This is a genomic window from Vibrio sp. 10N.222.47.A9, from assembly GCF_963872585.1.
Taxonomy (GTDB): Bacteria; Pseudomonadota; Gammaproteobacteria; order Enterobacterales; family Vibrionaceae; genus Vibrio; species Vibrio splendidus.
Map to the genome: position 1 here is coordinate 204731 of NZ_CAWNBB010000001.1, position 17279 is coordinate 222009.

Consider the following 17279-nt stretch of genomic DNA (forward strand, 5'->3'; position numbering starts at 1 on the left):
CTACTTCAGTGCGTCATCAAGGCTTTGATCGCCTAGGTGACGTACATCTTTACCCTTCACAAAGTAAATAATGTATTCGCAGATATTTTGGCAACGGTCTCCCACTCGCTCAATCGCACGAGCTGACCACATCACCTGTAAAATATTTGGGATGTTCTTAGGATCTTCCATCATATACGTCATTAACTGACGAATGACTGCCTCGTATTCCGCATCCAACTTATCATCAAGTTTGTGAACTTCTGCCGCAGCATCGACATCCATACGAGCAAACGCATCTAATACTTGGTGAAGCATGGTGATTGCCTGACGACAAAGAGGCTCTAATGAGACATGAAATTTTTGCTCTTTGGTCGAAGGGATCTCGATCGCGCCTTGAGCAATTTTAGAGGCAACATCGCCAATACGTTCTAAGTCGGTAATGGTTTTGATGATCGCCATAATCAAACGCAGATCTTTTGCGGTCGGCTGACGCTTCGCAATAATACGAGTACATGCTTCATCGATTGAAACTTCCATCGCATTCACTTTGTGGTCATCACGAATCACTTTCTTGGCCAGTTCCGCGTCATCTTTATGCAGAGCTTGCATCGCAAAGGACAACTGCTGCTCTACCAATCCACCCATAGTTAATACGTGTGTACGGATAGATTCTAATTCGACATTAAACTGTCCTGAGATGTGGCGACCAAAATGCATGTCAGCTCCTTAAAAGAAATGAATAAAGCCGTTTATTTCAGAGAGACTTAGCTCTAGATGGCACGAACTTAAACGCTAGCCATACCTACCAGTAATGTAGTCTTCCGTTTGATTTTTCAATGGCGAAGTAAATATCGAATCGGTATCTGAGTACTCGATCAACTTCCCCATATGGATAAAAGCAGTATGGTCACTCACACGCGCCGCTTGTTGCATGTTATGAGTAACAATAACCACGGTGTATTGGGTCTTCAGTTCATTGATCAACTCTTCAATCGTCAAAGTAGAAATCGGATCGAGTGCCGAGGTCGGCTCATCTAATAAAAGCACTTCAGGTTCGATAGCAACCGCACGAGCGATAACCAAACGCTGCTGTTGACCACCCGATAAACCAAAGGCGTTCTCATGCAAACGGTCTTTCACTTCATCCCATAACGCAGCTGCACGCAGAGAGCGCTCAACCGCATCATCCAGATCTCGGCTGTTGCTCACGCCTTGTAGCCTCAAACCATAAACCACATTCTCATAGATAGATTTAGGAAAAGGGTTCGGTCGCTGGAATACCATGCCAACACGGCGTCGTAAAGTCGCGACATCCACCTTAGGGTGATACACATTCTTGCCATGAAGCTTCACTTTCCCGGAAACCTTACAGCCTTCAACAAGATCGTTCATGCGATTAATGCAGCGCAGCAGAGTCGACTTACCACACCCTGATGGACCGATAAACGCGGTCACCTGCCCCTTAGGGATCTGCATTGAAATATCATCGAGTGCTTGGCTCTCTTTATAATAAAGATTCAGCCCTTCAATCGAGATAGCGATTTGCTCATCCTTCAGGTTGTGTACATCAAGTGGTGCTTGGTAACCCAAGGTTTCATTAATGGAAAACATCTAATCTTGTCCTAAGGTTCGGTATTTTTCACGCAAGTTATTACGGATATTGATAGCGGTTAAGTTCAAGCCAACAATCACCGTAACCAGTAAAAATGAAGTCGCATACACTAAAGGTCGTGCTGCTTCGATATTAGAAGTTTGAAAACCAACATCATAGATATGAAAGCCTAAATGCATGAACTTTCTTTCTAAATGTAGATATGGAAACTGACCATCCACTGGCAAACTTGATGCTAATTTCACTACACCCACCAGCATAAGTGGGGCCACTTCCCCCGCAGCTCTCGCGATTGCCAATATCAAACCGGTGATAATCGCAGGGCTTGCCATCGGTAAAACAATACGCCAAAGCGTCTCAAATTGAGTAGCCCCAAGCGCTAATGAACCGTGCCTCACGGAACTAGGAATACGCGTTAAGCCCTCTTCCGTAGTTACAATAACAACGGGTAATGTTAATACCGCTAAGGTCAGAGCAGACCATAATAGGCCCGGTGTACCAAATGTCGGAGCGGGTAATCGCTCTGCATAAAATAAGGAATCGATTGAGCCACCGATGGTATACACAAAGAATCCTAAGCCAAATACGCCATACACAATCGACGGTACACCCGCTAAGTTAATCACGGCAATACGAATCAAACGTGTTAGTGCGTTGTTTCTTGCATATTCATGAAGATATATCGCTGCAACTACGCCAAGTGGCATCACTACGATCGACATGAGAATAACCAGCAACACAGTGCCGAAAATAGCAGGAAACACCCCACCTTCAGAGTTTGAGTCTCGCGGGTTCTCTGATAAGAACTTCCAAACTTGTTTGCCCCAATGCCCAACCTTTTCAAGATAAGACATATTATTTGGGTACCAATAATCCAAGATATGACTGAGCGAAATTTCAACCTGCTCTCCTGTCATATCTTCCACCAACAAGCTTTCGACATTGAGCTGTGTTCTAAGATGCTCAAGCTTTACTTCTGCTTCAGCTAACTGGCTATTTAATTCCAATTTAGTTTGAGTATAGGTTTTAAGGTATTCATCGCTCACTGACTCATTGAGTTCAAGCTTACGTTTTTCTAAGCGCAGATTTTCCAATTGCCAACTGATATTGCGGATTTCTTGGTTCACAACACGCGACGTTTCTTTACGTAACGTATCAGCGAACGCCAAGCCTTGTTCGAGCTTTTGGTCTATGTTCGAATTAAAGGTGCCAGAAGCGGTTTTAAAACCCACAGGCTTACCAAAGAAATAACCACCTCGACTTCGTTCAATCACAATCCAATCAAGCGGCGTTGTTGGTTCACGTAAATTGACATCCAGAATGGAAACAAAATCCGCAGGGTACAGTTCTCTGTTGGCGACTTTGATACTTAAGCGCTGAATTAGTCCCGTCGACAAATTTTGAGGCGACAAGAGGTCGTGTACTTGTGGAACTTGCTCTATCGGGATGTATTTACGTTCATACAACTGGCCAATCAATACATCTTGCTTTGATACCGTTTCGTCAAGATCGACCACTAACGATAGGTCTTTGGAGTCGACTTGCCATTGATATAAAGGAGCAGGCCAAAAATAGGTTAAGCCCTTCCAGCCAATCAACAACATAAGGCCAAGAACAGAAAGCATACTGATGCTCACCGCCCCGCCCGTAAGCCAGATCCACGGAGATCCCGATTTAACCCAAGATAATAATGACTTCAATTTGTTCATCATGATCGACCTTGCTCTTGACGTGCTGAAACCAAGAAACAGCCAAGTTCGCGAGATACGCTAGCCACGCTAGTCACGCAACGAAAAGCCATTGAGACACATTGAGGTGAACCTTTAAAACTACAGCGCACGATATTTATCTCTCAGTCTTTGTCTAACCCACTCTGCGACTGAGTTCACCGCGAACGTGAAAATAAACAGCAAGAGTGCCGCTAAGAACAACAAGCGGAAGTGAGAACCACCCACCTCTGATTCTGGTAGTTCGACAGCAATCGTTGCGGATAGCGTCCTCATCCCTTCCAAAATATTCCAGTCAAGAATTGGTGTGTTACCTGTTGCCATCAAGACAATCATGGTTTCGCCAACCGCTCGCCCTAGTCCCATCATGACCGCTGAAAAGATACCTGGGCTAGCCGTCAATAACACCACATAAATAAGGGTCTGCCACGCCGTCGCACCCAACGCTAATGAACCATCGGATAAGTGTTTAGGCACCGAGAAAATAGCATCTTCGGCGATAGTAAAAATCGTTGGGATGACAGCAAAACCCATAGCAAAACCAACCACCAGCGCATTACGTTGGTCAAAGTCGATGCCATAACTCGCTAAGAAAGTTCGAATATCACCACCAAACAACAAGGCTTCAATGCTGTTTCCACCAGCAAAGACAGCCACCACCGTAATCACCAGTACCGGGATCAATATTAGGGCATGCCAACCGTTAGAGAAACGACTCGTCACCACCTTCGGTAAGCAGAACCAAACAAACCCCGTCAGCAATGTACTCAACGGTAATAACACCATTAATGAGAAGACGGCCGTTAAATGCGTTTCGACAATTGGAGCAAACCAAAGCCCAGCCAAGAATCCGATAATCACGGTCGGAAGTGCTTCCATCAGTTCTATCGAAGGCTTCACCACTCTTCGCATGCGTGGAGACATGAAGTAAGCGGTGTAAATAGCTCCGAGCACAGCAACCGGCACGGCAAACATCATCGCAAACAGAGCGGCCTTAATAGTACCGAACGTGATAGGTACTAAACTGAATTTCTCTTCAAAGTCATCGTTCGCCGAGGTTGATTGCCAAACGTATTGTGGCTCAGGGTAACTTTCATACCAGACCTTTTGCCAAAGCGATGAGAATGAGATCTGTGGGTATTCATTGTCGACTTTAGCCACACTGATGTTGCCATCAATCAGCGTCGCCAGATGCAGTTCATTGGCAGACATAGCGGCTAATTGTGGTGATTTATCAAAGGCTCGTTCAAACAACGACAGCTTTTCACTGGTCGTATAGTGGCTTTGTAATGTGCCGTTCTTATAGAAGCTATAAAACCCCTTTCTATAAGTATCAGGCAAAATAAATTGCACTTGTTCAGCTAGTTGGAAATCTCGAATATGGGTCAGGCTACGCTTTTCATCTTTGAGTACATCGAACCACTGAGAAACCTGTCCGTCCTCATGCGTAGCCAACAGTGAATAAGCTCCAGACAGTAAATCGATACTTTTCACCGAATGCTTCGCATCATTCAAGCTAAGATCAATCACTTCACGAACATTGAAGCCGCGATCTGATAGCTTCAAAACCACTAAATCCGATTGAGATCGGAGATATAAGGTTTGGCCATCAGGTGTGACTAACAGCTGTTGCTGCAAGCCCAACTTATCCGATAGCCATTGGCTCTTCTGAAAAACATACTGACCCGTAACGTCACTTTGGTACCACTTCACTAAGACTCGTTGGTCACTTAGCTGAGCGGCAACCGTGATACCACGTCCATTCTTAGAGAACGCGAATTTTTCGATTGTCGTCCCATTTGACGATTCATCATTTAAAAATGGTTCAGGGAGATCGATTTGCTCAATTTTAGGATCGGCTTCACTGCCCTTTTGCAGCACAGGCGCACTATACTCAGGATAGAAAAAAGTAAGGTTGCTTGCACTATCGGCAAAGGCAAACCAGTTTTCTGATGGGGTATTTCGAGAGAAGGCAACAGGATTGGCTAAAACATTTCGCTCAAAGTAAGAGTGTGTATTTTGAGACTCTAAATCCCAAAACTGCACCAAGCCAGATTTTTCGATAGTAAATGCATGCTGACCGTATTCATCAACAGATAAGGCGATAGGCTTTTCTACAGCAACGGTCTTTACTGCTTGGTCTGTCTCTAAACCAGTATCAGAAAACACCGGTAAAATGACCATCGCCAAGTAAACAAAGATCAATACCAGAGCAGCTAGAACACTGACGGCACCACATGTCACTGAAAAACGGACGAGACGATCTTTCAACCATCTTTTTTTGTCACGCTCTTTCAATGAAAATTGGGCTGAAGCCATCTGTTTATCTACCTTTTTTTAGCTACTGACATAATATGTACGTTAGATGACAATTATATTACAAGTTACGTTAAACAACTGAAACTAATAACAAGTTTGTTGACCATATTTCTTAAAGTAAGATCATAGATTTTGTGAATTTTGTCATTCTAAATTAAAGTAATCAGCTCTATAGCCAGCACTCAAGGATTATCATCTCGATGGAAAAAGACTATGTCACAAAAGAACTTAGCTGGTTATCCTTCAACGAAAGAGTGCTCCAAGAAGCAGCCGACAAGTCAGTTCCCTTAATCGAAAGAGTTCGTTTTTTAGGTATTTACTCAAAAAACCTCGATGAGTTTTACAAAGTCCGATTTGCTGACGTGAAACGAAAGATCTTACTTCAAGATCCTCAATTACCTGCCAACTCGCAGAAAACCTTACTCACTCAAATGCAGAGCAAAGCAAGTAAGCTCGATGCTCGATTCCATGAGTTGTATAACGACCTATTGTTGGAACTGGCGCGCAATCGTATTTTTTTGGTCAACGAACAACAAATCAGCGAAGAGCAAAGTGAGTGGATCAAAAAGTACTTTAAGAAAAAAGTGCTGCCACATTTAACTCCGTTTCTCTTGAACGAAGATCGCCAGTTGCTCAATATTATGAAAGACGAGCAAAGTTACTTAGCCATCGACATCGAGCGTGAGGCATCTTCTCAATACGTATTACTCGAAATCCCATCAGAAGCACTCCCTCGATTTGTTAAGTTACCAGACACCTCGGGTTCTCAGCGTACTACTTTGATCTTATTAGATAATATAGTTCGGTTTTGTTTAGATGATTTACTTAAAGGGTTCTTTGAGTATGACTCAGTGCGTTGCTTTGCTATAAAAATGACTCGCGACGCCGATTATGACCTTCAAGAGAACAATGAAAGCAGCCTATTAGAATCGATGTCTTTAGGTTTAGAACAGCGCTTAACGGCACTACCGATACGCCTTATCTATGAGTCAGAAATGCCAGCTGAAATGCTCAGTTTCTTACAAGTCAGACTAAAACTGTCTGACTACGATAGTGTTATTGTCGGAGGCCGCTACCACAACTTCAAACACTTCTCTGAGTTCCCAAGCCTTAACCGACGTGATTTAGTTAATCGCCCGTTACCCGCAATTAAGTGCGCGCATTTTAGCCACCATCCAAACTATTTTGAAGCGATCAAAGCTCGTGACATCTTGTTGCATTACCCTTATCACACCTTTAATCACATCACTGAGCTCGTGAGACAGGCTTCCTTTGACCCGAAAGTAACCTCCATAAAAATAAACGTTTACCGTGTTGCAGAAGGCTCCAAACTCCTTAGCTCAATCATCGATGCGGCGCACAATGGAAAAAAGGTCACAGTGGTTGTCGAGCTGCAAGCTCGCTTTGATGAACAAGCCAATATTCAGTGGACAAAGAAACTTCAAGAAGCCGGTATAAAAGTCATCCATGGCATCCCAAGTTTGAAAGTCCACTCCAAACTGCTGCTCATTAAACGGAAAGAAGGCAAGCATACGGCGCATTACGCCCATATTGGCACCGGTAACTTTCATGAAGTAACAGCGCGCGTGTATACCGATTTTTCTCTGCTCACTGCGAATGAAGATTTGACCCAAGAGGTGAGACAAGTCTTTAAGTATATTGAAAACCCTTATCAAAAATCACAGTTCAAACAACTGATTGTGTCACCGAAGAATACAAGAAAACGTCTGTATCAGTTGATAGATAATGAAATACAAAACGCGATGGAGAGCAAGCCTGCAAGCATCACTCTAAAACTCAACAATTTGGTCGACCGAGAGATCATTGAGAAGCTCTATCAGGCCAGCCAAGTCAATGTAAAAGTGAGAATGGTCATTCGTGGCATGTGCTCTCTTGTCCCTGGCATACCCAACATCAGTGACCATATTGAGATTGTCAGTGTGGTCGATCGTTTTCTTGAACACCCAAGAGTGATGATCTTTGGTAACGCTGGAAAGCCGAAAGTCTATATATCTTCAGCTGACTGGATGACGCGAAACTTCGATCATCGGATCGAAGTCGCCACTCCAATTTTAGATCCAACTATCAAGCAAACGATTATCGATATCACCGAATTTCATTTCGATGACAGCAACAAAGCTCGAGTGCTAGACCAAGCGATGAGCAACCCTTACATAGAAGCACCAGCAACCCAACTCGATTACCCGACGTCACAACTCTCCACTTACCACTATATTAAACGTATGGAGAAACTTGCTCGCAAGAAGTACAAACAAGAGAAGAAATCATGCCGCTAATTGATAATAAACATTCTCGATGTATTGCCGCTATCGATTTAGGTTCAAACAGCTTTCATATGGTGGTTGCCCGAGTATTCGATCAACACCTGCAATTAGTCAGCAGACATAAACAGAAAGTGAGATTAGGCGATGGGTTGAATGAGCGTAACTTCTTATCCGAAAGCGCTATCGAGCGAGGTTTGGAGTGCCTCAAGGTATTCGCAGAACGACTAGCGGATTTTGAACTTGATGATGTCAGAGTCGTCGCGACTCATACCCTAAGAAAGGCTAAAAATACCAAAGACTTCTTAGAGCAAGCTAAACCATGGTTTCCGTTTCCAATAGAGATCATCTCAGGTCAAGAAGAAGCTCGAATTATCTATAACGGCGTAGAGCACACTCAAGCTGCTTCCGAATCTAAATTAGTTATTGATATCGGTGGCGGGAGTACCGAAATCGTCGCAGGACAAGGCTTTACACCCCAAATAATGCGTAGCTTACCGATGGGATGCGTCAGTTTTACTCAGCGTTTCTTTGCCGATGGAGGGCTGACATCACAGCACTTCTCCGATGCTTATGTCTCTGCTACTCGCCTGTTGATGCCATTAATTGAAGAATACAAACAAATCTCTTGGGAAGTTGCCTTTGGCTCATCAGGAACCGCCAAATCAATAAAAGAGGTACTCATTGGCTTAGGGTTCACCGATGGTCTCATTACGCCGCAACGCCTATCCTATTTGAAGAACCACTTATGTGAATTTCCATCTTCTAAGGGATTAGGCCTTTCAGGTTTAAGCGATGAAAGAAAGCCGGTGTTTGCCGCTGGCGTCACGATTCTTTCAGCAGCTATGGATATGCTAAACATCAATGAATTGCATTTCTCCGATAGTGCCTTAAGAGAAGGGGTGCTTTATGACATGGAAGATCGGTTTAAAGATATTGATGTTCGAACAAGAACCGCCGAAACGCTTGTCTCTCGATACCATGTTGACGTAGTTCATGGCCAGAAAGTCAAAGCACTCGCCCTTTCATTACTGAAACAAGCGCAACCTCAGGTGAATACTGCGGTAAATAATGAACTTTATGATCTGATTGGATGGGCTGCATTGCTTCATGAAGTGGGACAAAGCATCGCATTCCAAGGCTATCACCGCCATTCAGCTTATCTGCTTAAACATACGACTATGCCCGGTTTCAATACTGAGCAGCAGCGTCTGATCTCAGCATTAGTTCGCTATCAAAGAAAAGCAATTAAGCTTAGTGACTTACCGGATCTCACGCTATTCAATACAGGGCAGATAGCGTTGTTAATTCGAATACTGAGGATAGCAATCCTGCTCAATCGACAGCGAAACCAATCGCCAATACCGAATGTAAAATTAACCATTGAGCAAGATGAGAATTGGTGTTTAGAAGGAGATACCATCGACTGGTTAGCTGAAAATCAACTGCTTGATTATGAACTCAAAGAAGAACAACGACGCTGGCAAGATGCTGGATGGTCGTTGAAGCTTGAATGATGCGCCGACAAAATAAAAAACAGCCTGCGGCTAGCAAGCTGTTTATACGTTAGGTTTCTACGTTAAATTTCTACGTTCATAGTACCTAAATCAGAGTCCGATTTTTGCCAATTCTTGCTCAGCGAACTCTGACGGTATAGCTAAATAGCCATCTTTCTCTACCAGTTCTTGCCCTTGCTTTGAGAACACAAAAGTGAGGAACTCCCTCTCAACAGGAGAAAGTGGTTTATCTGGGTGCTTATTCACATACACATAAAGAAAGCGAGATAGAGGGTAATCACCGCTCAAGATATTCGTTCGAGTCGGCTCTACATAATCAGAACCATACTCTGCGATAGGAATTAACTTAACACCGGCCACTCGATAACCAATACCTGAGTACCCTATCCCGCTGATTGATGAAGCAACCGACTGTACAACCGATGCAGAACCTGGCTGCTCATTAACTCGGTTCTTAAAATCACCGCCGCACAGTGCATTTTTTTTGAAATAGCCGTAGGTTCCCGAAACGGAATTACGACCAAACAGTTGGAATCGATGTTTTGCCCACGGCTGGTCAATGCCCAAATCTTGCCAATTATTTAGCGGCTTAGTCGCGCCGCAGCGCAATGTCTCTGAGAATATACTGTCAATCTGGTGAAAGTTGAGCCCTTCAATAGGGTTATCACGATGCACAAAAAGTCCAATCGCATCGATAGCAACTCTCAGTGCTGTCGGCTTATAGCCATGCTCTCTTTCAAACGCTTCGACCTCTCGTAGGCGCATTGGACGACTCATTGGTCCAAGGTGAGCAGTCCCTTCCGTTAACGCAGGAGGGGCAGTAGAAGAACCAGAAGCTTGAACTTGAGCGTTCACATTCGGGTAGTAAGACTTGAACTCTTCCATCCATAATGTCGTCATACCCGCCAAGGTATCCGAACCAACAGACAATAGGCTCCCTGAAATACCCGGAACTTTAGCGTAATCAGGAAGTGAGTCGACACCCTGTTCGGCATGAACTGGGTTAACCAAAGCAAATGTTAACAATAAGCTGACGGGTAAACGCGTCCTGCGAGTCAAACAACTCATGACACGGTCAATCGATTAGGTAGCGTGAAATGGAATCGGCTACCAACGCCAACTTCACTTTGAATTTCTAAATGTGAGTCATGATGGCTAAGCGCATGCTTCACAATCGCTAACCCAAGACCACTACCACCAGTATCGCGTGAACGCGCTTTATCAACACGGTAAAAACGTTCTGTGAGTCGATGTAAGTGTTGTGGTTCAATACCGTCTCCGGTGTCTGACACATCCAAACACGCGCCTTGACTGGTTTGGTACCAACGCACCTTAACCGTTGCGCCCGGTGGTGTGTATTTAACTGCGTTATAAACCAGATTCGATATCGCACTTCTCAGCTGATCTTCATCAGCTAGAACTCGTAGACTCTTGTCGATATCAAATTCAAGTTTATGTTCTCGATCACCACTTAAACTTGCGGCTTCTTTTTCAAGAACCTCAAGCATAGCCGGAACATTCACCACTTCATCGAGCTCATGCATCGGTGCAGCTTCGATTTTTGAAAGTGTTAAAAGCTGATTCACTAGGCTGTTCATGCGATTCAACTGCTCGGTCATCACACCATGAGCCTTAGGCCACATAGGCCCAACGACCATGTCTGGATCTTCCGTCATTTCAAGATAGCCCTGAAGTACGGTCATTGGAGTGCGTAGCTCGTGAGAAACGTTAGCGAAAAAGTTACGACGCATGCCTTCTAGCTGTTTTAGCTGAGTAACATCACGTACGACCATGAGGTGTTCGCCCTCGGTATACGGCACGATACGCAGCTCGAGCATACGTTCCACATTAAGTGGCGACGGCATCTCTAACGGCTCTGAGAAATCTTGTTTATTAAGGTACTTGATGAAGTCCGGCGTGCGGATCAAGTTGGAGATAGGTTGCCCAGAATCGTCTGGCCAGCGAAAGCCCAGTAAATATTGAGCAAGCTTGTTACACCAAACGATGTTTCCTTCACCACGAAACACCACAACGGCATCGGGTAAGGATTCAGCACCATTTCTGAAACGGCGGATCAGGTTAGTCAGTTCTTTTCTTTTACGACGCTGCCTCTGCTGCATACGATAAATACCGTTAAACAGAGATTCCCAGTTTCCAGAACCTGATGGTGGTGTTAAACGCTTTTCATCCCATAACCAAGCGGATAAACGCATTTGATAATGTAGATGCCAGCCGAGCTGCAATACCGTAGCAGCCAGCAGTAACCAAGGTAAGTAGCCGAATATCCAACCGACTAAAACCCAAGGTGCGTAAAAAAAAGCCAGCTCCCAAGCCAGCTTTTTCCAGGTTAACTTTTCAACCATTCAGGACTCCGTAAACTGGGTAGCGAAGCCACATTAAGCCTTTGTAGAAAAACGGTAGCCCGCGCCGCGAACCGTTTGGATTAGCTTATCGTGACCTGCAGATTCAAGTGCTTTACGCAGGCGTCGAATATGTACATCAACAGTGCGATCTTCAACGTAAACGTTGGTACCCCAAACGTTGTTCAGTAGTTGCTCTCGACTGTACACTCGCTCTTGGTGAGTCATAAAGAAATGCAGCATTTTGAACTCGGTTGGTCCCATATCAACTGGACCTTCGCTTGCGGTAACACGATGAGATACTGGGTCTAGCTTAAGACCTTGTACATCAATCACATCTTCTAGTGCAGTAGGCGTTACACGGCGGATAACCGCTTTCAGGCGAGCAACAAGCTCTTTGGGTGAAAATGGCTTGGTGATGTAATCATCAGCACCCACTTCTAAACCACGCACCTTATCTTCTTCTTCGCCACGAGCCGTCAGCATCACCACTGGGATGTTGCGAGTTAACTCTTCACGCTTCATGTGCTTGATAAAGTTTATCCCGCTACCACCAGGTAGCATCCAATCTAGTAATACTAGATCTGGGAAAGGTTCACATAGCTTGTTTACCGCTGTATCGTAATCTTCAGCCTCTACTGCTTGGTAGCCTTTTTGTTCAAGTACAAAACACAGCATCTCACGAATAGGTGCTTCATCTTCAACGACCAGAATCCTTCTCGACATAATTGAATAGCCTTAGTATTTAATCAACGCATTGCATTATCTGGTTTAATTATGACACTTTTGTGACCTTTGAAAACAAATTTTCATATAACTGTCTCAAACATTTCACTTTTAATTTTTATTGCAGGTATAAGACAAATGGATCGAAATCTCCTATGATGAGCGTCTTCAGATAAAGGTATGAGAAATATTTATGTGGTTTAAGAATTGCCTCGTCTATCGCTTTAATCGTGATATAGACTTCAACGCAGATCAGCTAGAGAAACAACTTGAAGAGTTCCGTTTTACCCCTTGTGGTAGCCAAGACAAACAGAAGTTTGGTTGGGTAAACGCGATGGGTAGACACGGCGATATGATGACGCACGTATCAGAAAACCGCATTCTCATCTGTGCAAAGAAAGAAGAGAAAATGCTTCCAGCTTCTGTGATCAAAGATTCATTGAATGCAAAAGTAGAAACGCTTGAGGCAGAGTCTGGTACTCCTCTGAAAAAGAAAGAGAAAGACAGCCTAAAAGAAGACATCATCATCGATCTTCTTCCTCGTGCTTTCAGCCGCAGTAACTTCACTTACGCACTGATCATGCCGAAAGAAGGCTTTATTGTGGTTGATGCTAGCAGCTACAAAAAAGCAGAAGACGTATTGGCATTACTACGTAAAACGATGGGTAGCCTGCCAGTAGTACCAGCTATTCCAGAGCAAGCGATTGAAACGACTCTGACAGAGTGGGTGAAATCAGGTGATACGCCTCAAGGTATCACCATGCTCGATGAAGCAGAGCTAAAGTCTATTCAAGAAGACGGCGGCATTGTTCGAGTTAAGAAACAAGAACTAGAAGCTGATGAGATTAAAAACCACATTGAAGCCAACAAAGTTGTGACTAAGCTTCTGATCAACTGGCAAGATCGCATAGAGTTCATTCTTGCAGAAGATGGCAGCATCAAGCGCCTGAAATTCAGCGATGAACTAAAAGACGAAAACGACGACATTCCTCGCGAAGATCAAGCTGCGCGTTTTGATGCAGACTTCTCTCTACTTTGTGGTGAGTTCAGTGTTTTCCTACCAAACCTATTTGAATCATTAGGCGGGTTAACTCAACCTAACGCTTAATTGTTTCGATTTGAAGCTCAGGTATCGACGATACCTGAGCTTATTTTCTTTGCCACTCCCGCTTATCAATACCTATCAACTCGCTTCTTAATACCATTATTATCTTTAGGGCTATCAACCAAACTCATTTTAGCGTAAAATTTGCGCCCCTTTGATATCACTTGGTGGTATCAACCTGACTTGAGATCAGATTAGAGAACGAAGCAATGACTACACAAAAACCATTTGTACCTGAACTATTATCACCGGCAGGAAGCCTTAAAAACATGCGTTACGCATTCGCCTATGGCGCAGATGCAGTATACGCAGGCCAGCCACGTTACAGCCTTCGTGTTCGTAACAACGAGTTCAATCACGAAAACCTACAAATCGGTATCGATGAAGCTCATGCTCAAGGCAAAAAGTTATATGTTGTATGTAACATTCAGCCACACAACTCTAAATTAAAAACATTCATTCGCGACCTTAAGCCAGTTGTTGAGATGGGCCCAGATGCACTTATCATGTCAGACCCAGGTCTTATCATGATGGTACGTGAATCATTCCCTGAAATGCCGATCCACCTTTCAGTTCAAGCAAACGCAGTAAACTGGGCGACCGTTAAGTTCTGGTCAACTCAAGGCGTTGAGCGTGTGATCCTATCTCGTGAGCTATCTCTTGAAGAAATCGAAGAGATTCGCGAACACTGCCCAGAAACAGAGCTAGAAATCTTTGTTCACGGTGCTCTATGCATGGCTTACTCTGGTCGTTGCCTACTTTCTGGCTACATGAACAAACGCGATCCAAACCAAGGTACTTGTACTAACGCTTGTCGTTGGGAATACAAGACCGAAGCTGCGAAAGAAGACGAAAATGGTCAGATCGTTGAAGCAAACCCAACAGGTGTTGCTATTCAAGAAGTAGAAACTCAAGGTATTGAAGTTCAAGACGAACGCCCAGACAACACTCTAGGCCTTGGCAAGCCAACAGACGAAGTCGTGTTGCTTTCTGAGTCACACAAGCCAGAAGAGAAAATGGCAGCGTTTGAAGATGAGCATGGTACTTACATCATGAACTCAAAAGATCTTCGCGCAATCCAACACGTTGAGCGTTTAACTAAGATGGGCGTTCATTCATTGAAGATTGAAGGTCGTACTAAATCTTTCTACTACTGTGCACGTACAGCACAGGTTTACCGTAAAGCTATCGACGATGCTGTTGCAGGCAAACCATTTGATGAGAGCCTTATGGGTACGCTAGAGAGCCTAGCTCACCGTGGCTACACTGAAGGTTTCTTGCGTCGTCACACTCACGACACATACCAAAACTACGAGTACGGTTACTCTATCTCTGATACTCAACAGTTTGTTGGTGAATTCACTGGCAACCGCCGTGGTGACTTAGCGGAAGTCGAAGTGAAGAACAAGTTCCTAGTTGGCGATAGCTTAGAAATGATGACACCAAAAGGTAACATCGTTTTCAAATTAGAAGTTATGGAGAACCGTAAATCTCAGCCAGTAGATGACGCAAAAGGTAACGGTCACTTTGTATTTATTCCAGTACCGGCTGATCTTGACCTAGAATTTGGTTTGTTAATGCGTAACTTGAGCGCAGGCCAAGATACACGTAACGCTTCAGGTAAATAACTTTACCTAGAAACTCTACTGAGAAGAAAGCAATGGCTCTGTTAATAACTGACAAGTGCATAAACTGCGATATGTGTGACCCAGAATGCCCAAATGGCGCAATCACGATGGGTGACAGTATCTTCGAAATCGATCCTGATTTATGTACTGAGTGTAAAGGTCACTATGAGAAGCCAACATGTCAGTCAGTGTGCCCCATTACAAAGTGCATAATCACTGACCCAAACCATATTGAAACTGACGACGAATTATTAGAAAAGTTTGTCATCATTCAAGGCTTGACCTAAAAGAAAAAAGGTTCAACTTAATCATCAAGTTGAACCTTTTTTTTAACCCGATTTTTCAATGGGGTATATGTTGCAGAACATCTCTTTCTCAAATTGATATTCGAGTTGTTCTCGCCAGTTTTTAGCTTGAGATACCGGTACCAAATAAAAGTGCTCCCGACTGGTATCAGTGACAAACGCCAATCCATGCTGCATCAGTTCATAATGAACATCATTCACAAAGCTAGGGTCTAATCGCTGTCGACCTGTTAGGTGATTTATATCTTCTCTAGAAATTGAAATACCGACATTTTCACTACTGAATCTATGTCTTAACCATTTAGAGAATTCCCTCGCGCAAATCATAGTCATTGTCATATCCTTGGAATTTTTATAGACGGGTATCAGACTCTGATTTTCATATACTGCACATAAGCCGCATCTTTCACCCAAGAAACACGCCATCCCTGACTAAGCATTATCAAATTGATCGTTGTTTTTGCTCTTGTCGTTATTCGTTTGTTTTGATATCAAACGATGTTCTTAATTACGTGTTTATAAACTCTAGACAAAAGTGTGACATTTCTCCAGTTTTAGAGTCGAGAAAACCAGTGGCATTACCACTGTAAAACACCTCGATAAATACATTACCTATTCGATATCAAGGCCAAACACTGACTCGGCATCACTTTAACTTTCTTTTTTTTCTTAGTTTTAGCCACTTTTTTAGGTGGAGGAACTGGAATGGTCTGCGGAGCCCAACTTGCAAGTTCATCGCCACAACCATCACCTTTAGGCGGATTTGCTTGAGCGATACAGTTAGAGCTGCCTTCAGGGCATTTTAAACGAACATGAAAATGGGAATGATGCCCCCACCAAGGTCTGATTTTGCCTAACCAGGTTCTATCATTGGCATCAGGATCTTCTTGTTCACAAAGGGCTTGTTTAATCACTGGATGGACAAAAATACGCACCACTTTTTCATCTTTCGCGGCATAGCGAATGACTTGGAAGTGATCATCAGTCCAATTCGATTTGCGCAATTTGTAGTTGGTAAGATCGACAACGCTGATTGGCTTAGGAACAGCGAGTTCATTTTCGGACAGCCTCTTATCAGTGAGCCTTAACCATATATCAATATCCAAGCCAGTCTGGTGACTTGAATGACCAGACGAAAAGCGCCCTCCTCGAGGTAGAGAAATATCACCAACCAATAAATTAGTGTTGAGCTGTTCGCTCGCGGTCACACCTAGCCTTTCAATAAACTGAATGGCCTCTGTATGTCCATAGTAGCGCTCTCTCTGAGGACGAATCACTTGGTAACCTTGACCGTCAATTGGCAAAGCCTGCGCACCGTCTAGACAGCCATTAGCGTAACTACCGATAGATGAGGTTGAATTTCTTGTCGGGCTCTTTTCTTTTTCCCATGGGGTTGCCGATACGTAAAACGAACAAAAGATAAGAGCTGATGTACAAAATAACCTCATAACAATTCCAAATAAATGATCTCTATTTTCATACTAGTCGTCATTAGGAAATAGGTGCATATCGAGGATGATATTTTGAAGATAAAGAGGCATTTTCATTTGGAGAGAGGGTTAATATCCAAATAATAGAAAGCAAAAAGGCTCTAGCATTTCTGCCGGGACGCGCAGTCTAGAGCCTTAAATATGGCAGGGGTGGACTGAGCCGGCACTCCGGAGATTAGACCGGGCTGGCGTTCCAGCTCACAACATTATACCAATTCCATTAAAT

At 43.8% G+C, this 17279-nt stretch carries 14 protein-coding genes; 5 read left to right on the top strand and 9 right to left on the bottom strand.

Features of this window, described 5'->3' with window-relative positions; translation table 11 throughout:
• The 4 genes from phoU to AACT19_RS00930 form a co-directional block, all read right to left on the bottom strand.
• The gene (gene phoU / locus AACT19_RS00915) at positions 1-699 is read right to left on the bottom strand and encodes a phosphate signaling complex protein PhoU (RefSeq protein WP_004735072.1); all 699 of its coding nucleotides are present in this window, start codon (positions 697-699) and stop codon (positions 1-3) included.
• A gap of 75 nt (positions 700-774) precedes the next feature.
• A complete protein-coding gene (pstB, locus tag AACT19_RS00920) occupies positions 775-1593 on the bottom strand; it encodes a phosphate ABC transporter ATP-binding protein PstB (protein WP_004735071.1) in 819 nt (272 codons plus the stop codon).
• On the bottom strand, positions 1594-3303 hold the full coding sequence (gene pstA, locus AACT19_RS00925; RefSeq protein ID WP_017087861.1) for a phosphate ABC transporter permease PstA: 1710 nt from the start codon (positions 3301-3303) through the stop codon (positions 1594-1596).
• A gap of 120 nt (positions 3304-3423) precedes the next feature.
• Entirely contained in the window at positions 3424-5640 is a 2217-nt protein-coding gene (locus AACT19_RS00930; RefSeq protein WP_076644819.1) for an ABC transporter permease subunit, read from the bottom strand.
• Between the two features lie 200 nt (positions 5641-5840).
• Between AACT19_RS00930 and ppk1 the strand changes: the two genes are divergently transcribed.
• Positions 5841-7937, top strand: a complete 2097-nt coding sequence (gene ppk1, locus AACT19_RS00935; RefSeq protein ID WP_076644820.1) for a polyphosphate kinase 1 — start codon at positions 5841-5843, stop codon at positions 7935-7937.
• Complete coding sequence (gene ppx, locus AACT19_RS00940; protein WP_076644821.1) at positions 7928-9439, top strand: exopolyphosphatase; 1512 nt, start codon at positions 7928-7930, stop codon at positions 9437-9439. Before ppk1 ends, ppx begins: the two co-directional genes overlap by 10 nt.
• Positions 9440-9529: 90 nt before the next feature.
• Here ppx and AACT19_RS00945 read toward each other — a convergent pair whose 3' ends face one another.
• Genes AACT19_RS00945 through phoB form a run of 3 tightly spaced genes read right to left on the bottom strand, consistent with a single transcriptional unit; the run spans position 9530 to position 12525 of the window.
• Positions 9530-10507 carry a PstS family phosphate ABC transporter substrate-binding protein gene (locus tag AACT19_RS00945; RefSeq protein WP_076644822.1) on the bottom strand — a complete coding sequence of 326 codons (978 nt, stop codon included), beginning with the start codon at positions 10505-10507 and terminating at the stop codon, positions 9530-9532.
• Positions 10504-11802 (bottom strand): phosphate regulon sensor histidine kinase PhoR, encoded by a 1299-nt coding sequence (gene phoR, locus AACT19_RS00950; RefSeq protein WP_004735065.1) that lies wholly within the window; start codon positions 11800-11802, stop codon positions 10504-10506. Before phoR ends, AACT19_RS00945 begins: the two co-directional genes overlap by 4 nt.
• 33 nt (positions 11803-11835) lie before the next feature.
• Complete coding sequence (gene phoB / locus AACT19_RS00955) at positions 11836-12525, bottom strand: phosphate regulon transcriptional regulator PhoB (RefSeq protein ID WP_004735064.1); 690 nt, start codon at positions 12523-12525, stop codon at positions 11836-11838.
• A 193-nt stretch (positions 12526-12718) separates the two neighbouring features.
• On the opposite strand from phoB, the gene rdgC reads away from it, so the two are divergent.
• The 3 genes from rdgC to AACT19_RS00970 all read left to right on the top strand — a co-directional run bounded on the left by rdgC (position 12719) and on the right by AACT19_RS00970 (position 15545).
• Positions 12719-13633, top strand: coding sequence for a recombination-associated protein RdgC (rdgC, locus tag AACT19_RS00960; RefSeq protein ID WP_004735063.1), 915 nt, complete (start codon positions 12719-12721; stop codon positions 13631-13633).
• A gap of 206 nt (positions 13634-13839) precedes the next feature.
• On the top strand, positions 13840-15258 hold the full coding sequence (gene trhP, locus AACT19_RS00965; RefSeq protein ID WP_017087856.1) for a prephenate-dependent tRNA uridine(34) hydroxylase TrhP: 1419 nt from the start codon (positions 13840-13842) through the stop codon (positions 15256-15258).
• 32 nt (positions 15259-15290) lie between these two features.
• A complete protein-coding gene (locus tag AACT19_RS00970) occupies positions 15291-15545 on the top strand; it encodes a YfhL family 4Fe-4S dicluster ferredoxin (RefSeq protein WP_004735061.1) in 255 nt (84 codons plus the stop codon).
• A gap of 42 nt (positions 15546-15587) precedes the next feature.
• Here the strand turns inward: AACT19_RS00970 and AACT19_RS00975 are convergent, their stop codons facing one another.
• Together AACT19_RS00975 and mepA are read right to left on the bottom strand one after the other, a co-directional pair.
• A complete protein-coding gene (locus tag AACT19_RS00975; protein ID WP_017079848.1) occupies positions 15588-15896 on the bottom strand; it encodes a hypothetical protein in 309 nt (102 codons plus the stop codon).
• Positions 15897-16171: 275 nt separating this feature from the next.
• Positions 16172-17011, bottom strand: a complete 840-nt coding sequence (gene mepA / locus AACT19_RS00980) for a penicillin-insensitive murein endopeptidase (RefSeq protein WP_017092456.1) — start codon at positions 17009-17011, stop codon at positions 16172-16174.
• Positions 17012-17279 lie beyond the last annotated feature (268 nt).